Origin of the sequence: Massilia niabensis (assembly GCF_042655085.1) — a bacterium.
Lineage (GTDB): Bacteria > Pseudomonadota > Gammaproteobacteria > Burkholderiales > Burkholderiaceae_D > Telluria > Telluria niabensis.
Genome location: NZ_JBHSMU010000014.1, coordinates 174,314 through 190,914, shown reverse-complemented (window position 1 = coordinate 190,914; position 16,601 = coordinate 174,314). Strand labels below are relative to the sequence as shown.

The following is a 16,601-nucleotide window of genomic DNA, read 5'->3' as shown; positions in this document are numbered from 1 at the left end:
GGCAGCCGTCCGGCCCTTCCCCGATTGTCCGTCTCCCTTTCAGGATTGCATCTTCCTTTGCCCTCGCGTAGCATGCAACGGCTTGCCGCCGGTCATGAGCCAGCGATGGGTACCATTCAACAAGGGAGACAAATGAAAACGGAAATCCTGCCGTACAGCCAAACCCGCTCGTTCGTGACAGTCTGGATGATCGAGTTGTGGGAACGCTTCGGCTATTACGGCATGCAGGCGCTGATCGTGTACTTCATGGTGCAGCGCATGGGCTTCGATGACGGCCGCGCCAACCTGGTCTGGGGCGCCGCGGCGGCCCTGATCTATGTCGCGCCGGCCATCGGCGGCTGGATCGGCGACCAGGTACTCGGCACCCGCCGCTGCATGGTGCTGGGCGCGATCATCCTGTCCCTCGGCTACGCGCTGATGGCGATCCCATCGACCAACACCTGGCACCTGTTCTCGGCGCTGGGCGTGATCGTGGTCGGCAACGGCCTGTTCAAACCGAACACCGCCAACCTGGTGCGCAAGATCTACGAAGGCGACGACTCGAAAATCGACAGCGCCTTCACCATGTACTACATGGCCGTGAACGTCGGCTCGACCGTCTCGATGCTGGCGACACCCTGGATCAAGGACTACGTCAACACCACCCATGGTAACGAGCTCGGCTGGCACGCGGCCTATGCCTTCTGCAGCGTCGGCCTGATGATCGGCCTGCTGACCCTCTTCCTGATGCGTGCCACCATCCGCCATGTCGGCTCCGTTCCCGACGACAAGCCGCTTCACATGGGCAAGCTGGCCATGGTGCTGGCCGGCGGCGTGGTCGCGGTCGGCGTATCGGCCGTGATCCTGCAGTATCAGAGCCTGGCGCGCATCTTTGTCTACCTGGCCGGTGTCGTGGTGCTGGGCATTTTTGCGCACCTGATCAGGAAAAGCGAGCCGAGCGAACGCGCCGGCCTGATCGCGGCACTGGTGCTGACGCTGCAGACCGTGTTCTTCTTCATCTTCTACCAGCAGATGTCGACCTCGCTGTCGCTGTTCGCGCTGCGTAACGTCGACCTCGAATTCACCGTGCTCGGCAGCCACCTGTGGACCTGGTCCCCGGCCCAGTTCCAGGCACTGAACGCGATCTGGATCATGGTGCTCTCCCCGGTCCTCGCATTCATGTACACGCGCGCGGGCCGTACCGGCTCGGACCTGTCCATCGCCGGCAAGTTCGCGCTGGGTTTCGCCGTGGTCGCCGCCGGCTTCTTCACCTACGGCTTCGCGGGCTATTTCGCCGTCGACGGCATGACCTCGTCGTGGATCATGATCATCGGCTACGGCCTGTATTCGCTGGGCGAACTGCTGGTTTCCGGCCTCGGCCTGGCCATGGTGGCGCGCTATGTGCCGGCGCGCATGGGCGGCTTCATGATGGGCGCCTATTTTGTCGCCAGCGGTATTTCGCAATACCTCGGCGGCGTGGTGGCAAACCTCGCCAGCGTCCCGCAAGGCATGACCGATCCGCTGCAGACACTGCCGATCTACACCAGCCTGTTCAACAAGCTGGGCATCGCCGCCGTGCTGTGCACCCTGATCGCGCTGGCGGTGCTGCCGATGATGCGCAAGCTGACGGCCACGCACCACGCGCACCAGTAATCCACACCAACCGCATGAGGGCCGCTTCGTTGATCAAGCGGCCTTTTTTTCATGGGAAACGACATGACCATCCTCACCACCGAACGCCTGCGCCTGGAACCCTTCGAGGACCGCCACTTCGACGGCCTGCAGGCGATGAACCGCCTGCCCGAGGTAATGCGCTTCATCAGCGGGCAGCCGGAGACGCCGGAGCAGACGCGCGCCGGCATCGCGCTCGTCAGGGAGCGCTGGGCGAGCTACGGCTTTTCGTGGTGGGCCTTCATCGAGCGCGAGACTGGAAAGCTGGTCGGCGCCGGCTGCATCCAGTACCTGGGGCGCGATCCGGCCAACCCGCATGAGATCGGCTGGCGCCTGGTGCCCGAGCGCTGGGGGCAGGGATTGGCTTCGGAGGCAGCGCGTGCAATGGCCGGCTGGGCCTTCGAGACGCTCGGCGCACCGCAGCTGTGCGCGGTCTGCCTGCCGGAAAACGCCGATTCGGCCAAGCTGATGCGCCGTCTCGGCATGCGCTACCGCGGCGTCGAAGAGTGGTACGGCCGTCCGCACGCGGTATATGCCGTCACGCGCGAACAGTGGTTCGAAAACGAGGGAAAGCGCGGCTAGCGCCGTGGCGCCACCAGCGCCAGCAGCGTGTCCGGATTGACCGGCTTGACGAGGTAGTGGTCGAAGCCGGCGGCCCGGGCCCGGGAGCGGTCCTCGGCCTGGCCGTAACCCGACAGGCCGATGGCTACCGGCCCGGCGCCATCCTGGGCTGCGCGCAGGCGGCTCACCACTTCCAGCCCGTCCATGCCGGGCAGGCCGATGTCGCAGACGACGACGTCGAACTTCCCGGACAACAGCGCCTGGAGGCCCGCGGCGCCATCTTGGGCCATGCTCACGTCGTGGCCTTCCATGTCGAGGAAGGCCTTCAGGGTTTCGGCGGCGTCGGGATTATCCTCGATGATGAGGACCCGGCAAGGGGCGCTGGCGGCGCTCGTCTCGACGGGAGGCAGCGGGGCTTGCGGCATGGCGCAGCCGGGCAGGCGCAGGATGAAGCGGCTGCCATGGCCGACGCCGGGGCTCTCGGCCCGGATCGTCCCGCCATGCATCGACACCAGGTTGCGCACGACGTTCAGGCCCACGCCCAGGCCGCCTTCCGAGCGGGCGAGCGAGCGCGGCCCCTGTGTAAACAGGTCGAAGATGTGCGGCAGTACCTCGGGCGCGATGCCGGTGCCGTTGTCGGCCACGGTGGCGACGACCTCGTCGCCGGCTTGCGTGACGTGCAGGGTAATGGTGCCGCCGTCGCCGGTGTATTTCGAGGCGTTGCCGAGCAGGTTGGTAAATACCTGGGCTAGGCGCACCCGGTCGCCCCGCGTCCCCACCGCTTCGGGCGGCAGGTGGACCTCGAGCTGCTGGCCGCGTTCGCGCACGCGCGGCAGGACGGTTTCGACGGCCTGGTCGATGACCTCGGCCAGGGCCAGCGGTTCGCGGTGGATCGTGATCTTGCCGCTGCTGATGCGGGCCGCATCAAGCAGGTCGTCGAGCAGGCTGGCCATGTGGTCGACCTGGCGCCGGATGACTTTCGAGAAGTTCAGGACCTGGGGCGAGGCGTTGACGGAGCGCTCGAGCAGCATCGACGACATGCTGATCGGCACCAGCGGATTGCGCAGCTCGTGCGCGAGCATGGCCAGGAATTCGTTCTGGCGCCGGTTGGCCGCCTCGGCCTCGTCGCGCAGGCTCTGTTCGTTGATGGCGGCCAGCACCAGGTGCTCGTTGGCGTCGCGCAGGCGGGCGACGCTGCGCTCGAGCTCTTCCTTGTCGCGCAGGGACGCGCGCAGGCGCGCGACCTCTTCCTCGAGGCCGCCGATGTGGCGCAGCAGTGCGCCGGTATAAGCATCGGGCTCGGTCACGGCCTGGTCATCGGAAAGCTGCAGGGAACGCTGCATCGAGCTGGATTCTTCCTCCTGAAACATCCCCTGGCCTCCTCATTTGGGCACGAAGCCCTGTCCCGACCCGCCATTCAGGACGCCGGCCACTTCGGTGGGGAGCTCGTCCACTTCAAGCCCTTCGCTGGTGATGCGGTATTCGCGCAGGTCCGTACTGTGCGCGCTGCCGCGCACCTTCACCACCGACATGAACTTGTGCAGCCTGCCGTCGACCTCGGCGTAGCGCAGGGCCACGATCGCGTCGGTCAGGTAGGCGATGTTGGCCTGGCTGAGGCGCAATTCGGTAAACACGTCGTCCTGGCCGATCGTCACCACGGCGCTGACGCCTTTCTTGGCTACCATCGACAGGAGGCGGAAGACGGCCAGGCGCAAGTCGGCGTGGAATTCGGGCGCCATGTACAGCCCGAACTCGGACAGCGAATCGATCACCAGGCGCTTCGCGCCGGTGCGTTCGAGGGTCTGGAGCAGCTCATCCATGAGCTCGTCGACCGTCAGATCGAGCAAGCGGCTCTCGACCACCGTGACATTGCCGCTCTGCACCAGTTCGGCCAGCTCGGCATTGCGCAGGCGCGGCGTGCCCTTTTCGAAGTAGAGGGCGACGCCCTTCTCGCCCGCGCGCGCGCCTTCTTGCAGGAAGCGCGTGGCCATGATGGTCTTGCCCGAGCCCGTCGGGCCGACGACGAGCATCGTATGGCCTTGTGGCAGGCCGCCGTTCATCAGGGCATCGAGCCCGGGCACGCCGGTGGCGATGCGGCGCGGTTCGCGGTCGACCTCCACACCCGGCAGCCGGTCATCGGCCAGCGCCGGCAGGATGCGCGGATACACGCGCAGGCCGCCGTCGGTGATCCGGAAATTGTGGGAACCGGCCAGGTGCGCGCGGCCGCGCATCTTCATGACACGCATCTTGCGTACCACGGTGCTGTGCTCGTGCACCTGGGCCAGCGACAGCATGCCGTCGGCGACCGTCATGATCGGGTTGGCCTCCGGGTCGGAACTGGCGTATTCACCGATCAGGAAGGTGGTGGCGTGCCAGCTCGTCATGCGCGTGCCCAGCTCCTGGATGAAGTACTGGAGGTCGGCCACACCCTCGTTGCCGGACTTGGCCGTCTGCACCACGGAACGGAACGAGTCGACGAACACGAGCGAGGGCCCGAAGGCCTCGACCTCGAGCATGATGCGCTCCAGCACGCCGCTGAAGTCGCCCGTGCGCAGGCTTTCGCTCAGGTTCACGTAGCGGATCGACGGGCCCACCTTGTCCAGGTTGAAGAAGGCGTATTGCTGCTGGTAGCGCAGCATTTTCAGGGGCGGCTCGCCCAGTACCGTGAAGAACAGCGCGCGCCGCTCGGGCGAAGCGAGGGCGAACATGATCTGGTGCGCGAGCGTGGTCTTGCCGCTGCCAGGAGGACCGGCGATCAGGTTGAACGAGAACTCGGGCAGTCCCCCGCCAAGGAGAGTGTCCAGTCCCGGCACTCCAGTGTTCAAGAGACCCAAGGATACTTTGTCGGTCATTTACTTCTGCTCCTGTCCATGCTTCTGCCCTTGCTTCTGCCCATCCGCGCCTTCCAGAGCGACCTGTAACAGCTGTTTTGTTAGCGCTTCGCCGATCAAGGTACCCAGCAGCGTGGTGAAAGTGTCGAGCATGGCGGCGTTCGCGGCCGGCGCATGCTCGGGCCCTATCTCGTTCAGGATTCTGGTCAGGGACGCGAACAGGTCGGGCACGGGACGTGCGCCGTCGCCCGAGGTCAGCCGCTCCGAGCGCATGTTCGTCAGACGCACCGCGCGCCCGACGAGCGCGCAGAAGCCGCTCTCCCCGATCAACGGCGTGAGCTGCACGCTCAGGTGCAGCCAAGGCTGCACCAGTGCCGCGACGCCCGGGACCTCGCCCCCGGAATTTCCGGGATGGCTGGGCCTGCTCGTCGCGTCGGCATCAATTGTCGACCGTGGCCGCTGGCCTTCTGTGTGGTCCATGCTCGCTGTTCAGCTGTTTGTTATGTATCCGGCCGCCTGCTGGCTGCCTGATTCCTGATTATAAAGGCAATGTGAACAATTTAAAAAACAAAATATACAGTGCGGGCCACTCCGGCTTGCCAGCTCCGCCAGTAAAACGTGCTGGCTGCGGCGGTGCCGCTACGACATAATGCAAGGCAATTGTTAACATGAGGATCGAACAATGATGCAGACGAAGCTCGGGGCCGCACTGTGCGTGGCAGGACTCATCGCCGCTAGCGGCGCCACCGCCGCCGGGGCCGCCGCCCCAACGACCCCTGCAGCGAAGGCCGCTCGCACCGCACCCGCAGCGGCCACGGCGGCGGACCGGCGCTTTGCCGCCATCCACCAGGCCGAGTGGCGCTGGCGCGTGGAACAGCGCCTGGCGAACGACGACAAGTCGCCGCGCCGGGTGCGCCCCGAACTGCCGCGCGTCGACGCCGCCACCCAGGCGCTGCGCCTGGCCTACTGGCAGGACGTGCTGCGCCGCCTCGACGATGTTAAACCGGCCGCCCTCTCGGCGCCCGAGCGCATCAATTACCAGGTCTACCGCGCCCAGATCGCCGCTTTTGTAGAAGAACTGCGCTTTCGCGAGTTCGAAGCCCCGGTCAATGCCGACAGCGCCTTCTGGACCGACGTCACCTATGGCGCGCGCCAGCCGTTCGCCGCGGTCGAGGATTACCGCAACTACCTGAAACAACTGGCCAGCCTGCCCCGCCATTTCGACGAGCAGGCAGCCAACATGCGCGCCGGACTGGCGCGCGGCTTCACGCCGCCGAAAGTGACCCTCAAGGGCCGCGACGCCGCCCTGGCCTCGGTGGCGGGCGCGAAGCCCGAGGACACCGTCTTCTACACGCCCTTCAAGACCATGCCGGCCTCGATCCCGGCGGCGGAGCAGGAGGCGCTGCGCGCGCAGGCCCTGGCCGCCATCCGCGAGGGGGTGCAGCCGGCCTATGCCCGCGTCCTGAAGCTCATGCGCGAAGAGTACATGCCCCGCGCGCGCGACACGCTGGCCGCCGCCAGCCTCCCGGACGGCCAGGCGTATTACCAGTCGAAGATTCTCGAATACACGACCATCAGCATGAGCGCGGACGAGATCCATCGCATCGGCCTGGCCGAGATGGCGAAGATTCGCGCCGAGATGGCGGTCACGATTGCCCAGACCGGTTTCAAGGGCGACCTGCCCGCCTTCCTCAATTTTCTCCGCACCGATCCGCGCTTCTACGCCAAGACCCCGGAAGAACTCCTGATGCGCGCGGCCTGGACGGCGAAGAAATTCGACGCCAAGGCGAGCCAGTACTTTGGATATTTGCCGCGCCAGCGCTTCGCGATCCGCCCGGTGCCGGACGACCAGGCGCCCTACTACACGGCCGGACGCGGCGGCCCCGGCGTCTACCTCGTCAACACCTATAACCTGCCCGCGCGCGCGCTCTACAGCCTGCCGGCCCTGACCCTGCACGAATCGGCCCCGGGCCACGCCTTCCAGATGCCGGTCGCGCTCGAGCAAAAAGGCGTGCCGCCGTTCCGCAGGGCCTACATTTCCGCTTTCGGCGAAGGCTGGGCGCTCTACACCGAGCGCCTGGGCGTGGAGATGGACATCTACGAGACGCCCTATGAAGTCTTCGGCATGCTGAGCTACCAGGCCTGGCGCGCCTCGCGCCTGGTGGTCGACACCGGCGTGCACGCCAAGGGCTGGACGCGCGAGCAGGCGCAGGCCTACCTGAGGGAGAACACGGCGCTCTCGAGCCACGAAGTCGAGACCGAAGTCGACCGCTACATCTCGTGGCCGGGCCAGGCGCTGTCCTACTACCTGGGGCAGATGGCGATCATGGAGGCGCGCGCAAAGGCCGAAAAAGCGCTGGGAGCGAAATTCGACATCCGCCACTTCCACGACACGGTGCTGCAACTCGGCTCAGTGCCGCTGCCGGTGCTGGCCAGCCGCATCGACAGGTTCATTGCGGAGGGCGGGCCGAGCCCGTATCCGAAGGAAGGCTGAGCGGCCTGCCTAGGACGCGTCCCGCAGCCACGCGCGGGCCGCGTCGACGTCATCGTAGAACACCCGGTAGTCGCCTTCGCCGAAGGCGATGCGGGCCAGGTAGGCGATTTTTGTGTCGGGCACGACGATCGCGCGGCGCAGTTTCATGGTGCCGGGCTGGTCGTCGAGTTCCTGCTGCGTCAGGGTCAGCCTGGCAGGCGGCGCGATCATCCCGCGGGCGTCGTACAGCACGCCGCACAGGCCGGTCTGGCGGGCCAGTTCGAGCACCTGCTGCTGGCACAGGCGCAGCGTCGCTTCATCCATTTCGCCGTGCTGCTCCACGAGCAGCAGGTCGCCGCTGACGCTGACGCGCAGTTGCGAAGGCTGGGACATATCCTTTACTTCAGTCATTCGAATACTTTCCGCTTCCATTGCAGCGATCAATCGTCCGCTGCCGGATCGAGGCCGGGGAACATCACTTCGGTAAAACCAAACCGCGAAAAATCGGTGATTCGCATCGGGTACAGGATGCCGAGCAGGTGGTCGACCTCGTGCTGCACCACGCGCGCATGGAAGCCGTCCACCTCGCGCCGGATCGGTTTGCCATGCTGGTCGACGCCCTCGTAGCGCAGCCGGGTAAAACGCGGCACGCTGCCGCGCAAACCGGGGACCGACAGGCAGCCTTCGAAGCCCTCTTCCATCTCGTCCGACAAGGGCGTGAGCACGGGATTGAGCAGCACGGTTTCCGGCACCTGCGGCGCTTCGGGATAGCGCGTGTTGTGCTGGAAGCCGAAGATGACGAGCTGCAGGTTGATGCCGATCTGCGGCGCGGCCAGGCCCGCACCGTTGGCGGCATGCATGGTGTCGAACATGTCGGCCACCAGTGCATCGAGCTCGGGCGTGCCGAATTCAACCACGGGCTCGGCCACGCGCAAGAGGCGCGGGTCGCCCATTTTCAGGATTTCACGAACCGCCATTGCCCTTCTCCTCGTGTGCTGGCTGCGCCAGCTCATTTGCCATCTGTCCCAGGAAGGCGCGGAAGCCCTCGGCCGTCTCCGGGTGCTTCAGTCCCATCGCGGCGGTCGCCTGCAGGTAACCGAGCTTCGAGCCGCAATCATAACGCTGTCCGTCATAGCGGTAGGCGAGCACGCGCTCGGCGCGCATCAGGGCGGCAATGCCGTCGGTGAGCTGGATTTCGCCGCCGCTGCCCGCACCCAGGTTTTCCAGGTGCTTGAAGATCGCGCCGCTCAGGATGTAACGACCGACCACGGCCAGGGTCGACGGGGCTTCGTCCGGCTGGGGCTTTTCGACGATGCCCGACACCAGTTCCAGGCCGGCCCGGTACGGGCTTGCCGAGACGATGCCGTACTGGCGCGTCTGCGCGCGCGGCACGTCCTGCACCGCCAGCACGCTGCACTGTTCGTAGCCGAAGACTTCCGTCATCTGCGCCAGGACCGGGCGGGTGCCGCCCTCGGTATCCATGAAGTCGTCGGCGAGCAGCACGGCGAAGGGCTCGTCGCCCACCACCGGGCGGGCGCACAGCACGGCGTGGCCGAGACCCAGCGGCGCCGACTGGCGGATATAGATGCAGGTGACGTTCTTCGGGATCACCTTGCGCACCAGGTCGAGCAGCGCCTGCTTGTTGTGCGCTTCCAGCTCGGCCTCGAGCTCGTAGGCCTTGTCGAAATGGTCTTCGATGGCGCGCTTGTTGCGGCCGGTGATGAAGATCATTTCGGTGATGCCGGCGGCCACCGCCTCCTCGACCGCGTACTGGATCAGCGGCTTGTCGACGATCGGCAGCATTTCCTTCGGTTGCGCCTTGGTGGCCGGCAGGAAGCGGCTGCCGAGGCCGGCCACGGGGAAGACTGCCTTGCGGATTGGGTTCATCGTTGACCTCTCATGCTCATTCTTGTTTTTCATTCAATTCGGCGAGCAGCGCCAGCAGGCCTGTTTCGTCGAGCACGGTGACGCCCAGCGCCCCCGCCTTCTCCAGCTTGCTGCCGGCTTCCGCGCCCGCCACCACGTACGAGGTTTTCTTCGACACCGAGCCCGACACCTTGCCGCCGGCAGCCTCGATTAGTGCGCCGGCTGCGTCGCGCGACATGGTCGGCAGCGTGCCGGTCAGCACAAAGGTCTTGCCGGCCAGGCCGCCTTCAGGGGCGGCTGCTTCCTCGGGCAAGGCCTCGAGCAGTTCACGGCGCAGGGCCGACAGGTTCGCGAGGATGTCGCGGTTTCCGGGCTGGGCCATCCAGCCTTCGAGGGCGCCGACGATGGTGTCCGGCAGCCCGAAGACACTGAACACCCGCAGGTGCGCCAGATCGTCGAGCGTGCGCCCGGCCAGCAACTGGCGGGCACGCGGCTCGGTCAGCTTCGGGATATCGAGCGCGGCCAGCAGCGCCACCTCGTCCAGCTTTTCGCGCAGCTGGGCTTTCGGTACGTGCTCGCCGCGCGGGGCCACGCCCGTCGCCAGCAGCGCATCGATCGCGCGCTGGTTTTTTTCTTCCGCGAAGAATTCAGCGATCGATTCCGCCACGGTGCCACCGATGTCGGGCAGCACGCGCAGCAGCGCCGCCGGGGCGCGACGCACCAGCGCCAGGCTGCCCAGCCAGTCGGCCAGGGTCTTGGCGGTAGACTCGCCGACGTGGCGGATGCCGAGCGCAAACAGCAGGCGCTCGAGCGGCGGCTGCTTGCTGGCGGCGATCGCGCCGAGCAGGTTGTCGGCCCACTTGGTCGGGACCTTGCCCTGCCTGACGGTCTCGGGCGTGACACCCTCGCGTTCATCGGCCAGGCGTTTCATGTCGAGCAGGTCGGCCTGCGTCAGCTTGTACAGGTCGGCCACGCCGTGGATCAGGTTGCACTCGACCAGGCTGTCGATGTAGCGGTCGCCCAGGCCTTCGATGTCCATCATGCGGCGGCCCGCGAAGTGGCGGATCGCTTCCTTGCGCTGGGCCGCGCAGGACAGGCCGCCCGAGCAGCGCGCGATCGCCTCGCCCTCTTCGCGCACGACGTGCGAGCCGCACACGGGACAGGTCTTCGGCAGCTCATATACGGGCGGCTGCGGCACGGGGCGGCGTTCCAGCACCACCGCCATCACTTCGGGGATCACGTCGCCGGCGCGGCGCACGATCACGGTGTCGCCCACGCGCACGTCCTTGCGCCGCACCTCGTCTTCGTTGTGCAGCGTCGCGTTGGTGACGGTAACGCCGCCAACGGAGACGGGAACCAGGCGCGCCACCGGGGTGATCGCCCCCGTGCGGCCGACCTGGACGTCGATGGCCTGCACGACGGTCAGCGCTTCCTCGGCCGGGAACTTGTGCGCCAGCGCGAAGCGCGGCGCGCGCGACACGAAGCCCAGCTGCCGCTGGTCCGCCAGCCGGTCCACCTTGTAGACCACGCCGTCGATTTCGTAGGGCAGCGAATCGCGCCGCGCGCCGATGTCCTTGTAATAGCCGAGCAGGCCATCGCGCCCGGTCACGACAGCGCGCTCTTTCGACACCGGCAGGCCGAGGCGGTCGAACCAGTCGAGCACGCCCGAATGCGACTCCGGCATCTCGGCCCCCTCGAGCAGGCCGATGCCATACGCGAAGAAACGGAGTTTACGCTGGGCCGTGATGCGCGCGTCGAGCTGGCGCAGGCTGCCGGCGGCCGCATTCCTCGGATTCGCGAACTCCTTCTGGCCGGCCTCGCGCTGGCGGGCGTTGAGTTTGGCGAAATCGTCCTTGAACATCAGCACTTCGCCGCGCACTTCCAGCACGTCTGGTATGTCTGGCCCGTGCAGGCGCAGCGGGATCACGCGCACGGTGCGGATGTTGGCCGTCACGTCTTCGCCGGTATAGCCGTCGCCGCGGGTGGCGGCCTGCACGAACACGCCATTCTCATAGCGCAGGCTCATCGCCAGGCCGTCGAACTTCAGCTCGGCCGCATAGGCCACTTCGCGCGCATTCTGGTGCAAGTCCAGTCCCTCGCGCACGCGGCGGTCGAAATTGTCGACATCTTCAATCTGGAAACCGTTGTTCAGCGAGAGCATCGGCACCGCGTGGGTCACCTGCTTGAACTCGGGGATGGGCGCGGCGCCCACGCGCGAGGTCGGCGTATCCGGGGATACGCGTGTCGGGTGCATGCTTTCCAGTTCCTGCAGCTCGCGGAACATGCGGTCGTACTCGGCGTCGGGAATCGTCGGCGCGTCGAGCACGTGGTAGTTGTAGATGTGGCGGTTCAGTTCCTCGACCAGCGCCGCCATGCGCGCCAGGTCGTTATCGGGCAGGCTCGCGGGTTGGCTGGATGCGTCGCTCATCGAGACCTCAGCTGAACAGGCGCAGCGCGCGGGTCGATCCGGCCGGGATGTCGGCAGCCTCCATCTCCGTGTAGAACTCCTTGACCTGGCCGTCGATCTCTTCCAGCGTCGAGTCGAGCAGCGGCTGCTCGAAGTCGTCGACGACGGTCGCATCCAGGCGCAGGGCGAGTTCCTTGGCGCAGCGGACCATGGCGGCGAAGCCGTCGCGCTCGGGCGCCACGACCGGCACGTCGAGCAGCAGCGTCAGGCGGTCGGTGGTATCGGCGCCAAGCGTGACGTTGGTCGACAGCGTGAACAGCACGCCCCCATGCCCATCGGGCATGGCGAAGCGCCCGCTCGGGCCGACGTCGAAGCCGGCGTTTTCGAGCGCGCCGATCAGGGTCGAGATCGCCCATGGGGCGCCGTTCGATTTCAGGTTCACGCCCAGCTGGGCATCGTGGCCGGCGACGAATTTGTGCAGCGTGCGCGCTTCGCTCATCACTTCGATCATGTCCGGCACTTCCGGCTCGGCGCCGATTTCGTCGGCGACGGCGCGCAGGCGCGTCACCAGTTCCGAGTATTCGAGTTCGTTCAGGGCCGTGGTGCGGGTGGCCATCTGCACGCCGGCCTGCAGCTTGGTGTAGACGCCGCCGTGCACGATCGGCTCCCAGTCGCCGCTCACGGCCAGGCCGATGTAGTGGATCGGTTTGTTGCCGACGCGGCGCAGCTTGGACAGCGAGGGCAGGATCTTGTCGCCGCGCGCGGCGCCCTCGAGCGCCAGCGGAATCAGGCAGTCGATCAGCGGGTCGACCAGGTTCTCGGCCGCCTCGGCCGGCGGTGGCCCGGCGGTCACGCCGGGCGCCGCGGCCAGCGGTCCGGCCGGCGCCAGCGCTTCGACGCCATGCGCGCCGCCGGTACCCGGGGCCGCGCCGGCACCCGGGGCGCCGCCGCCGACCGGCGCCGCCGCTTGCGCGCCGAAGGTCGGATCGATGCTTTCGGCGCCCGGCATGCCGCCGATGTCGAGCACCGGCTCGCTGCGTTCGAGCGGCGTGCCGTCGGCGCGCATCAGCACATCGTCATGATCGGAGGCGAAGGCGCGTTCGACGCTCTTGCGCGCCTTGTGCTCCTGCCACTTGTTATAGGTGATGACGCCGACGACGAATACGCCGCCTGCCGCGATCAGGCTCATTTGGAAGTCTGTCATGCTGCTTGTGCCTCAGTAGCGAAATGTGCGGCGGACTCCATGTCCACCGCCACGATGCGCGATACGCCCTGCTCCTGCATCGTCACACCGATCAGTTGATTGGCCATTTCCATCGCAATTTTATTGTGCGAGATGAAAAGGAATTGGGTATGTTCGGACATGCGCTTGACCATGCGGCAGAAGCGCTCGGTATTGGCGTCGTCCAGGGGCGCGTCGACCTCGTCCAGCAGGCAGAACGGCGCCGGGTTCAGGCGGAACATTGAAAACACGAGGGCGGTCGCCGTCAGCGCCTTCTCGCCGCCCGACAGCAAATGGATCGTCGCGTTCTTCTTGCCGGGCGGCTGGGCCATGACCTGGACGCCGGAGTCGAGGATTTCGTCGCCCGTCATCACCAGTTTCGCATTGCCGCCGCCGAACAGGATCGGGAACAGCTCCGAGAACTGCGTGTTGACCCGGTCGAAGGTGTCCTGCAGCAGGTCGCGCGTTTCCTTGTCGATGCGGCGGATCGCGTCTTCCAGCGTGGCGATCGCCTCGTTCAGGTCGGCGTTCTGGGAATCGAGGAAGCGCTTGCGTTCGGTGGCCGTGGCCAGTTCCTCGACCGCCGCCAGGTTGACCGCGCCCAGCGAGGCAATCGCATTCGTCAGGCGCGTGACCTCGCCCTGCAGGTACTGGGGCTTGAGGTCGGGGTCGAGCTTTTGCGCGAGCTGTGCCTCGTCGGCGCCGGTGGCCGCCAGGGCTTCCGCAAACTGTTCCTGGTTCAGGCGCGCGGCCTGCTCCTTGAGCTGCATCTCGGTAATGCGGTCACGCTGCGGCTGCAGGCTGCGCTCGGTGCCGGTGCGCCCTTCCTCGGCATGGCGCAAGGCCTGCGCCACCTGGTCGAGTTCATGGCGCGCCTCGGACAGCGCCTTTTCCTGGCTGGTGCGGCGGTCGAGCAGTTCCTGCAGGCCCTCGTGGGCGCTGCCGCTTTCGAGGGCCGACAGCTCGGCCTGGCCGCCGGCCAGGCTTTCGGCCACCTGCGCCGCCTGGCTGGTGGCGGTGGCGATGCTGCGCCGCAGCTCTTCGATTCTGGCGCGGCCGGTCTTCTCGGCGAACAGCGCTTCCTGCGCCCCGCGCTCGAGTTCGCGCAGCTTGTCGCGCGCCTCGGCGAGGGCGCTTTCGCGCTGCAGGAACAGGGTCTGGCCGTCTTCGAAGCCGCCCTGCAGTTCGGCCAGCTCCATGTCGAGCTGCTCGAACTGCTGTTCCGCTTCCTCTTGAACCTGCCGCTGTTCTTCTTCCTGGGCGGCAATCTCGGCGAGATCGACGTCGATCTGGCTGCTGCGCTGGTTGAAGCGCGACTCGACCTCGTTCTGGCGCACGACCTCGATCTGCAGGGCGTGGGTCTCGCGCTGCAGCGTGGCGATGCGGGCGCGCGCATCCTGCAGGCGCCGCGTCAGTTCGGTGACAAGGGAGTCCGCACGCGTCGCACGACTGCGCGCCGCGTCCAGCAGCAGGGCCTGGGCGCGCAGCTGCGTGCTCGTGTTCTCGATGTCGTGCTGGCGCTGCAGCATGCCGTCCTGCTCGGCATCGGCCGCGTAGAAGCGCACGCTGGAACTCGTGACGACATGGCCCTGGCGGGTGACGAAGGAGCCGCCCTGCGGCAGGCGCGCGCGCTCGGCGAAAGCCTCGGTCGCCGTCTCGGCGGCAAACACCAGGTGCAGCCAGTCATTGAGCACGCCGCGAATCCCGGGGTCGTTCAGTTTCAGGAGGCCGGCGAAGGATTTCAGGCCGGGTGCTTCGACCGCGCCCGGGGCGGCCGGGGCCGGCGCATACAAGGCCAGGCGCGCCGGCGGCGCGTCGCCCACGAAAGCCTTGGCCCAGTCGATGTTCGACAACTCGAGCGCGCCGGCGCGCTCGCGCAGCACCGCTTCCAGCGCCGTCTCCCAGCCTTCCTCGACATGCACTTTCTGCCACAGGCGCGGCAGCGTTTCGAGTTCGTGCTTGCGCAGCCAGGGCGCGACCTTGCCCTGGGTTTGCACCCGGTCCTGCATCTGCTTCAAGGCCGACAAACGCGCTTCGAGCTGGGCATTCGTGGCGGCTTCCGCCTGGGCCTGGGCCTGCGCGGCGCGGCGTTCCGTCTCCGCGGCGTCCTGGCCGGCGGCCGCTTCTTCCTGCAGCAGGGTCTGCTCTTCCAGCGCCTGCTGCTTTTCTTCCAACTGCATGCGCAGGTTGGCCAGGTGGGCGCTGTCGGGCGGCGCCAGCATCTTTTTCTCCGCCTGCAAGCGCTCGCGCCGGGTCGCCAGGCCGTTCAGGATATTCCCGGCATTGCGCCCGTGGGCGGCAGCCAGTTCGATGCGCTGGCGCACTTCGCCGATGCGGGCGCGCGCCTCCTCGCTCTTGCGCTGGGCTTCGCGCCAGGCGGCGTCGAGCTCCGGCAGGCGTTCGTTCTGGCTTTCCACCGCGATCTGCGCGCCTTCCGCGCGTGCGGCCAGTTCCTCGACCCGCCAGGTCGCTTCCTCGATCTGCTCTTCGTACTCGCCGGCCTGGGCCAGCCACCCATCCCGCTGGGCGGCCAGGGTGCCGAGCTGGTTTTGCAGGCGGGTGCGCGACTCGATCACGAACTTGATCTGCGCCTCCAGGCTGCCGATCTCGGAATTGGTCTGGTACAGCGCGCCCTGCGCCGTATGCAGGCGGTCGCCGACGGCAAAATGGTGCTGGCGCAGGTGTTCCAGTTCCAGCTCGACGCTCCGCAGCTTCGCTGTCTGTTCTTCCAGGCTGTTCTGGGCTTCTTCCATCTCGCGGAAGCAGCGGGTCTGTTCGGCGGAGGCTTCGTTCTTGCGCAGCAGCCAGAGCAGCTTCTGCTTTTCTTCCTGGTCGGCCTGCAGCTGGTGGAAGCGGTTCGCCACCGCCGCCTGGGCTTCGAGCTTTTCCAGGTTTGCATTCAGCTCGCGCAGGATGTCCTCCACGCGCAGCAGGTTTTCGCGGGTGTCGGACAGGCGGTTTTCCGTTTCGCGGCGCCGTTCCTTGTATTTCGAGACGCCGGCTGCTTCTTCCAGGAACACGCGCAGCTCTTCCGGGCGCGACTCGATGATGCGCGCGATCATGCCCTGGCCGATGATGGCATAGGCGCGCGGCCCCAGGCCCGTGCCGAGGAAAATGTCCTGGATGTCGCGCCGGCGCACGGGCTGGCTGTTGATGTAATAGGTCGAGGTGCCGTCGCGCGTGAGCGTGCGCTTGACCGCAATCTCGCCGTACTGGCCCCACTGGCCGGAGGCCTTGCCGTCGCTGTTGTCGAACACGAGTTCGACCGAGGCGCGCCCCGAGGGCTTGCGGTGCGTCGAGCCGTTGAAAATGACGTCCTGCATCGACTCGCCGCGCAACTCCGACGCTTTCGATTCGCCCAGCACCCAGCGCACGGCGTCGATGATGTTCGACTTGCCGCAGCCGTTCGGACCGACCACGCCGACCAGCTGCCCAGGCACCTGGAAATTGGTGGGATCGACGAAAGACTTAAATCCCGACAATTTAATGGAGGAAAGTCGCACGTTGCTTCGGTTGCCAGGGAGTCGTTAAGGGCGCCATCATACCATCTGTTGCTTGCATTTCGGCCAAGTCTGGGATAGCCGACGCTCG

At 66.8% G+C, this 16,601-nt stretch carries 12 protein-coding genes; 3 read left to right on the top strand and 9 right to left on the bottom strand.

Annotation, left to right across the window (positions count from 1 at the left end; all coding sequences use genetic code 11):
- Positions 1–132: 132 nt before the first annotated feature.
- Positions 133–1,632: a peptide MFS transporter gene (locus tag ACFPN5_RS14005; RefSeq protein ID WP_379784253.1), complete on the top strand. Its 1,500-nt coding sequence runs from the start codon at positions 133–135 to the stop codon at positions 1,630–1,632.
- Between the two features lie 63 nt (positions 1,633–1,695).
- Positions 1,696–2,232: a GNAT family N-acetyltransferase gene (locus ACFPN5_RS14000; protein ID WP_379784251.1), complete on the top strand. Its 537-nt coding sequence runs from the start codon at positions 1,696–1,698 to the stop codon at positions 2,230–2,232.
- Here ACFPN5_RS14000 and ACFPN5_RS13995 read toward each other — a convergent pair.
- Genes ACFPN5_RS13995 through ACFPN5_RS13985 form a run of 3 tightly spaced genes read right to left on the bottom strand, consistent with a single transcriptional unit; the run spans position 2,229 to position 5,522 of the window.
- A complete protein-coding gene (locus ACFPN5_RS13995; RefSeq protein WP_379784249.1) occupies positions 2,229–3,581 on the bottom strand; it encodes a hybrid sensor histidine kinase/response regulator in 1,353 nt (450 codons plus the stop codon). The genes ACFPN5_RS14000 and ACFPN5_RS13995 overlap by 4 nt on opposite strands.
- 12 nt (positions 3,582–3,593) lie before the next feature.
- The gene (locus ACFPN5_RS13990) at positions 3,594–5,063 is read right to left on the bottom strand and encodes an RAD55 family ATPase (RefSeq protein WP_379784247.1); all 1,470 of its coding nucleotides are present in this window, start codon (positions 5,061–5,063) and stop codon (positions 3,594–3,596) included.
- The gene (locus tag ACFPN5_RS13985; protein ID WP_379784245.1) at positions 5,064–5,522 is read right to left on the bottom strand and encodes a hypothetical protein; all 459 of its coding nucleotides are present in this window, start codon (positions 5,520–5,522) and stop codon (positions 5,064–5,066) included.
- Between the two features lie 202 nt (positions 5,523–5,724).
- Here ACFPN5_RS13985 and ACFPN5_RS13980 point away from each other — a divergent pair, with 202 nt between their 5' ends.
- Positions 5,725–7,536, top strand: coding sequence for a DUF885 domain-containing protein (locus tag ACFPN5_RS13980; RefSeq protein WP_379784243.1), 1,812 nt, complete (start codon positions 5,725–5,727; stop codon positions 7,534–7,536).
- A 9-nt stretch (positions 7,537–7,545) separates the two neighbouring features.
- On the opposite strand, the gene ACFPN5_RS13975 is transcribed toward ACFPN5_RS13980, so the two are convergent.
- From ACFPN5_RS13975 to smc, 6 genes are read right to left on the bottom strand one after another with little or no spacing between them, the layout of a single operon-like run.
- Positions 7,546–7,926 carry a SpoIIAA family protein gene (locus tag ACFPN5_RS13975; RefSeq protein ID WP_379784241.1) on the bottom strand — a complete coding sequence of 127 codons (381 nt, stop codon included), beginning with the start codon at positions 7,924–7,926 and terminating at the stop codon, positions 7,546–7,548.
- A gap of 29 nt (positions 7,927–7,955) precedes the next feature.
- Positions 7,956–8,492: a peptide deformylase gene (def, locus tag ACFPN5_RS13970; RefSeq protein WP_379784239.1), complete on the bottom strand. Its 537-nt coding sequence runs from the start codon at positions 8,490–8,492 to the stop codon at positions 7,956–7,958.
- On the bottom strand, positions 8,479–9,402 hold the full coding sequence (gene galU / locus ACFPN5_RS13965; protein WP_379784237.1) for a UTP--glucose-1-phosphate uridylyltransferase GalU: 924 nt from the start codon (positions 9,400–9,402) through the stop codon (positions 8,479–8,481). The genes def and galU overlap by 14 nt, the downstream gene beginning before the upstream one ends.
- 16 nt (positions 9,403–9,418) lie before the next feature.
- Positions 9,419–11,809, bottom strand: a complete 2,391-nt coding sequence (gene ligA / locus ACFPN5_RS13960) for an NAD-dependent DNA ligase LigA (protein ID WP_379784235.1) — start codon at positions 11,807–11,809, stop codon at positions 9,419–9,421.
- Positions 11,810–11,816: 7 nt separating this feature from the next.
- Positions 11,817–12,992 (bottom strand): cell division protein ZipA C-terminal FtsZ-binding domain-containing protein, encoded by a 1,176-nt coding sequence (locus tag ACFPN5_RS13955; protein ID WP_379784233.1) that lies wholly within the window; start codon positions 12,990–12,992, stop codon positions 11,817–11,819.
- On the bottom strand, positions 12,989–16,513 hold the full coding sequence (gene smc / locus ACFPN5_RS13950; protein ID WP_379784231.1) for a chromosome segregation protein SMC: 3,525 nt from the start codon (positions 16,511–16,513) through the stop codon (positions 12,989–12,991). Before smc ends, ACFPN5_RS13955 begins: the two co-directional genes overlap by 4 nt.
- Positions 16,514–16,601 lie beyond the last annotated feature (88 nt).